Below are 5,455 nucleotides of genomic sequence, written 5' to 3' on the forward strand. Positions count from 1 at the left end.
TTATAAACAGATGAAAAAATTATTCGTTTTGTTCGCATTAACTGCATCGGTAAGTCTTTCCGCACAGGATATCATCCAATGGCGTGGAACCGACCGCACGGGTATCTACAAGGAAACAGGATTAATGAAATCCTGGCCTGCCGACGGACCCACCATGCTCTGGCATTACACCGGCCTGGGTGAAGGACACTCCTCTGTAGCTATTGCAAACGATAAGGTTTATATTACAGGCCTCACCGATGGGGAAGGACATCTTTTTGTTTTCGATATGGACGGTAAACTATTGAATAAAAAGGCATACGGAACGGAATGGACTACCAGCTACAACGGAGCACGGGGAACCGCAACTATCGACAACGGAAAACTTTACATATATAGCGGAACGGGTAATCTGGTCTGTTTCGATGAAAACAACCTCAATATCCTTTGGCAGAAAAATGTCATTGATGAATTCCAGGGTTCGAACCTCCGGTGGGGAGTGAATGAATCTCCGTTGATTATAGGCGACAAGGTGATCATAACCCCCGGTGGAAAAGATAATAATGTGGTGGCATTGAATAAGAATACAGGTAATCTGATCTGGGCCTGTGCAGGAGAAGGCGACTTATCTGCCTATTGTTCTCCTTTGTATGTTTCCGACCAGCAGATTCCCCAGATTGTTACCATAACCGCCAAACATATCCTTGGCGTTGATTCAGAAACAGGTAAAAAACTCTGGTCGTTTGCTTATAATAACATGCGTAATATTCATCCTAATACACCTTTATATAGCGATAATATGCTGTTGTGCGTATTCGGCTACGGAAAAGGTTCCGTTATGTTGCGCCTGATCGATGGAGGACGCAATGTTGAAAAGGTTTGGGAAAGCAAGGAATTCGATTCGAAGATCGGCGGTGCGGTGAAACTCGGTAATTATGTATACGGATCGGGCGACCATAATAAATACTGGTATTGTCTCGACTGGAAAACAGGAGAACAGAAGTATAAGGACAATTCCATTGCCGTGGGGGCCGTTATTTCTGCCGATAACATGTTGTATTGCTATTCCGACAAGGGGGAAATGGCATTGGTAAATCCCACATCTGAAAAATTCGATATGGTCAGCAAATACCCGATTACGCTGGGAACCGAACAGCATTGGGCGCATCCCGTAATATACCAGGGCGTAATGTATGTCCGGCATGGAGATACCTTGATGGCATACGCCGTTAAGTAGTTCAAGATTTCGCATTCAAAATTCAAAATTCTACAACCCCAAAATCTTAAATCTTGAACTTTGAACCCCGAAGGGCTCACCGAAGGTAATCTTAAATTTAAAAAAGTGAAAGAAAAGAAAATCATAACAGCCGTAACCGTTTCAGTAATACTGATCTATGTTGGTATTATTGTTGGCTGGCAGTTATATACCCCCGAAAGGAACTTTGAAATACAGGCCCCGGGGGCGGATAATCGTCCGGAAGGTCAGACCCGTAGCGCGAGTGATGTGTTGATCGGCGAATTCTTCATGAAGTACGAAGAAGTTTCACCTACCCTTACCGGTAAATGGACGCATTTCCGGGGTGAAAACTCTAGTAACATCATCACCACATCCGAACAGATCAAAACCTCTTCCGACGAATATCCCGTTTTGTGGAGTGTAGAAACAGGTGAAGGTCATGCCGCTCCTGTAATATACAACGGCCGGGTTTATTTTCTGGACTATAACGAACAGCTGAGTTCCGATGCCCTGCGTTGCTTTGATCTCGAATCGGGAACAGAACTCTGGCGAAGATGGTACCGTGTACCGATCAAGCGGAATCACGGTTTTTCCCGTACTGTTCCCGCTATCAGCGACGATTATATCATCACCATTGGTCCCGAGGGACATGTGATGTGTTGTGATCCCGTTACGGGAGAAATGAAATGGTCACTGGATATGCAGAAACAGTTTGCCACTGAAGTACCTTTTTGGTATACAGGCCAATGCCCCTATGTGGATGAAGACATCCTGGTTCTGGCCCCTGCCGGTGAAGAAGTGTTGCTGGCCGGTATAGATTGTCGTTCTGGCGAAATCGTATGGACAACACCCAATACGCTGAATTATAAAATGTCGCACTCTTCCGTAATGCCGATGACGTTGCACGGAAAGAAAACGTACGTATATATCGGTGTTGGCGGGGTCTGTGGCATATCAGCCGAAAAAAGCGACCGGGGAACGCTTTTGTGGGAAACCGGAACATGGCAACCTTCGGTAGTTGCTCCTTCTCCCTTGCAGTTGTCTTCCAGCCAGGTTTTCCTGGTAGCCGGATATGGAAGTGGAGGCGCCAGATTGCAGGTCAACAGGTCGGGTTCACAATGGACAGCGTCGATTACAGAACAGCATAAGCCGAATGCAGGCTTAGCCAGCGAACAGCAAACTCCTATCCTGTACAACGACATGCTCATCAGTGTGATGCCCAAGGATGGCGGAGGAAACCGCGAAAGGCTGGTATATTATTCCCCTTCCAACCTGAATATGCCCGTATGGGTATCGGCCTCCGATCAGCGGTTCGGATTAGGTCCTTATATCGTCATCAACAAATACCTGTTCGTATTCAAGGATGATGGTGAATTATACGTATATGAAATTCTCCCTAAAAGCATGAATTTGCTGAAAAAGCAACGGATCATGGACGGAGCCGATGCCTGGGGGCCGTTAGCCTATGCCGACGGAATGTTGATCGTCCGGGATGCACATGCGGTTAAATGTTTAAAAATTATTTAATTCAAGATTCAAGATTCAAGATTGATGTTTTTAAGTGTATGATATTTCAGTACTCAATTATCAGTTGCAGACAAGGGGCGAAGCTCCGCAAGCATCAGCACAGGGCAATGCCCTATGGAAGTTGGAGACATATGTTTCGTAAGGCTGAAAGCCTTGAAGCAACTAATATCCAAGTTCTGTTGGTTTTACTCTTTGAACTAAATGATATTAGGTGAAAATAAAATTTTAAATTTTGAATTCGAAATTTTAAATTTATAAGCATGAAAAAAGGTCTTCAAATAATACTCAATCTCATCATATTCCTTCTTATCGCGGGCTTTGTATGGTATATGATATCCTCTGCCGGCAAGGAAGAATCATCTACGGTTAATGTCGGTACCGGAACAAACGAACCTTTTACCAGTCCTTATGAACGTATCGCTTCCTTTGACCTGCCCGAAGATGTCAGCCGTTTTGAGTTCCATAATGATCAGTTATTTATTTCGGCCGGACAATCGGTATATATCTATGATACGTCAGGTAAACAAGTGGGACGGTTCCCGGTCAAACCGGAAGTAAGGGATATTACCGTTACCGGAGATAACATATACTTGTTATATCCTACGGAAATAGAGGTATATTCATACGAAGGCGAAAAAACACACGGGTGGGAAGCATGTAGCGACCTGTCTGATTATTGTTCGTTCACTCTTGCCGGTGATTACATATTTGTAACCGATGCAGCGAATAAAAATATCTGTAAATACACGAATGAAGGTAACTTCGTGAAGTTCATCAGTAGCCCCGTGGGCTTTATTATTCCCAGTTATTCTTTCGATATCGAAACCCGTAATGATACCGTGTTTTGCGTGAATTCGGGCAGGCATCTGATCGAAACCTATACGTTGGATGGCAAGTTTATATCAGCTTTCGGAGGGCCGGGCGGCGAAGCCGGATTTTTTGCCGGATGCTGTAATCCGTCATATATATCATTCACATCCGATGGAGAATTGATCACCTCCGAAAAAGGCAATCCGAGAATCAGTTCCTACGAAAGTAACGGAAAATTTAAAGAAGTCCTGCTCAACAGCCGCTTATTGGGTGGTGGCAGCGAAGCCTATAAGGTTCAAACCGCCGGAAACCGGCTTTTTATTGCAGGAAAAAATAAAATAGTCGTTTATGAAAAATCTTAAATTTTGAACTTTGAATTTTAAATTTATATCAATGAATTCAGAAAAAGATATCTCCCGCAAGCAATTTATACGTACCGTTGGTTCCGTTGTTGCGGGAGGAAGTATACTCGGCATTTCGGGAGCCCTTCTGTACAGGACTTTCATTCGTCCCGGGCAAGATGGTCCAATAGAATCAGGCTCTTTACAAATGAAAAGTAATAATTCGCAGTCACCTTATAGGCTGGTTTCTTCCTTCGGTATTCCCGAATGGGTCGAAAGCTTTGAATTGATTGGTGATAAACTGGTTGTTGCTGCAGCAAACAATATTTTTATCTACGACCATTCAGGCAGGCTCCTGAATAATTTTGCCGTTGGCAGCCATGTCAGGGATATTGCTGTTGAAGGTGATATGATTTATCTTTTGTTCCCGACCCGCATCGAAGTATATAGCGCCGACGGTGAGTGGGTACGCGACTGGGAAGCATGCAGCGATCAGTCTGATTACTGTTCGTTTGCCCTTGCCCCCGGTTCGGTATTTGTAAGCGATGCAGCGAATAAGAATATCTGTAAATACACAAATGAAGGCAACTTCGTGAAATTCATCAACAGTCCCAATGGTTTTGTCATCCCCAGCTATTCTTTCGGAGTGACCTATACCGATGGAATCATACATTGTTCGAATTCAGGAAGGCATCAGATAGAAAAATATTCGCTGGACGGAGAATATTTAGGAGCTTTCGGAAAGGCAGGCGGAGCAGCCGGTTTGTTCTGCGGATGTTGCAATCCCGTGTATCTGACCCATACGCCTACCGGGGAGATCATCACCTCTGAAAAAGGGAATCCCCGGATCAGTTGTTACGGCAGTGACGGACAGTTCCGTAGTGTTCTTCTCGATCATAACGCACTTGGCGGAGGAACCGTAGCCTATAATATTAAGGTACTGGATGATAAAATATTTGTAGCCGGAAAAAAAATAATATCCACCTTTCAGTATGACAAGACTCTGGCAGCATCAACGGCCTGTTCCGGTTGTGCTGTCAATTGTCCACTACGTAAAGGAATAATATAAATTTAAGATTCAAAATTCCGGATTTAAGATTCCGAATTTTGAACTTTGAATTTTAAATCTTGAATTTTAAATTAAAACATATCATGAAAAATAAGATTCTTCTTTGTGTTTGTTGTGTTTTCGTATTTGTTACGGTTTCTGCTCAGGAACAGGAAAACTGGCCCCGGTTCCGAGGCCCTAATGGCCAGGGTATTTCCAATGCGAAAGATCTTCCGGTGCGTTGGAGCGCTGAGGAAAATATTGCCTGGAAAACGAATATTCCGGGTGAAGCCTGGTCTTCACCGATTGTTTGGAATGATCATGTTTTCCTTACCACGACGACAGAAGATGGTAAAAATTGCCATGTTATTGCTGTAAATACAAGAACCGGTAAAATCCTTTGGGACAAAATCGTGTTTACACAAAAACCACAACAACACAAACATGAGATGAACTCTTATGCAACACCAACACCGGTTACGGACGGCAACACCGTTTTTGCGGTTTTCAGCG

General features: G+C 43.9%; 5 protein-coding genes. All 5 read left to right on the plus strand.

All coding sequences use genetic code 11. The features are described from left to right. Positions 1–1,216: PQQ-binding-like beta-propeller repeat protein (locus LBQ60_07565; protein ID MDR2037764.1), on the plus strand; the 1,216-nt coding region annotated here is incomplete at its 5' end. A gap of 105 nt (positions 1,217–1,321) precedes the next feature. After that, a complete protein-coding gene (locus tag LBQ60_07570) occupies positions 1,322–2,743 on the plus strand; it encodes a PQQ-like beta-propeller repeat protein (protein ID MDR2037765.1) in 1,422 nt (473 codons plus the stop codon). Positions 2,744–3,003: 260 nt separating this feature from the next. After that, positions 3,004–3,915: a DUF5711 family protein gene (locus tag LBQ60_07575; GenBank protein ID MDR2037766.1), complete on the plus strand. Its 912-nt coding sequence runs from the start codon at positions 3,004–3,006 to the stop codon at positions 3,913–3,915. Positions 3,916–3,946: 31 nt separating this feature from the next. Further along, the gene (locus LBQ60_07580; protein MDR2037767.1) at positions 3,947–4,963 is read left to right on the plus strand and encodes a hypothetical protein; all 1,017 of its coding nucleotides are present in this window, start codon (positions 3,947–3,949) and stop codon (positions 4,961–4,963) included. 83 nt (positions 4,964–5,046) lie between these two features. Next, positions 5,047–5,455 (plus strand): PQQ-binding-like beta-propeller repeat protein (locus LBQ60_07585; protein MDR2037768.1); only part of this gene is annotated, 409 nt, incomplete at its 3' end.

Source organism: Bacteroidales bacterium, assembly GCA_031275285.1.
In the GTDB taxonomy this organism is placed as follows: domain Bacteria; phylum Bacteroidota; class Bacteroidia; order Bacteroidales; family UBA4181; genus JAIRLS01.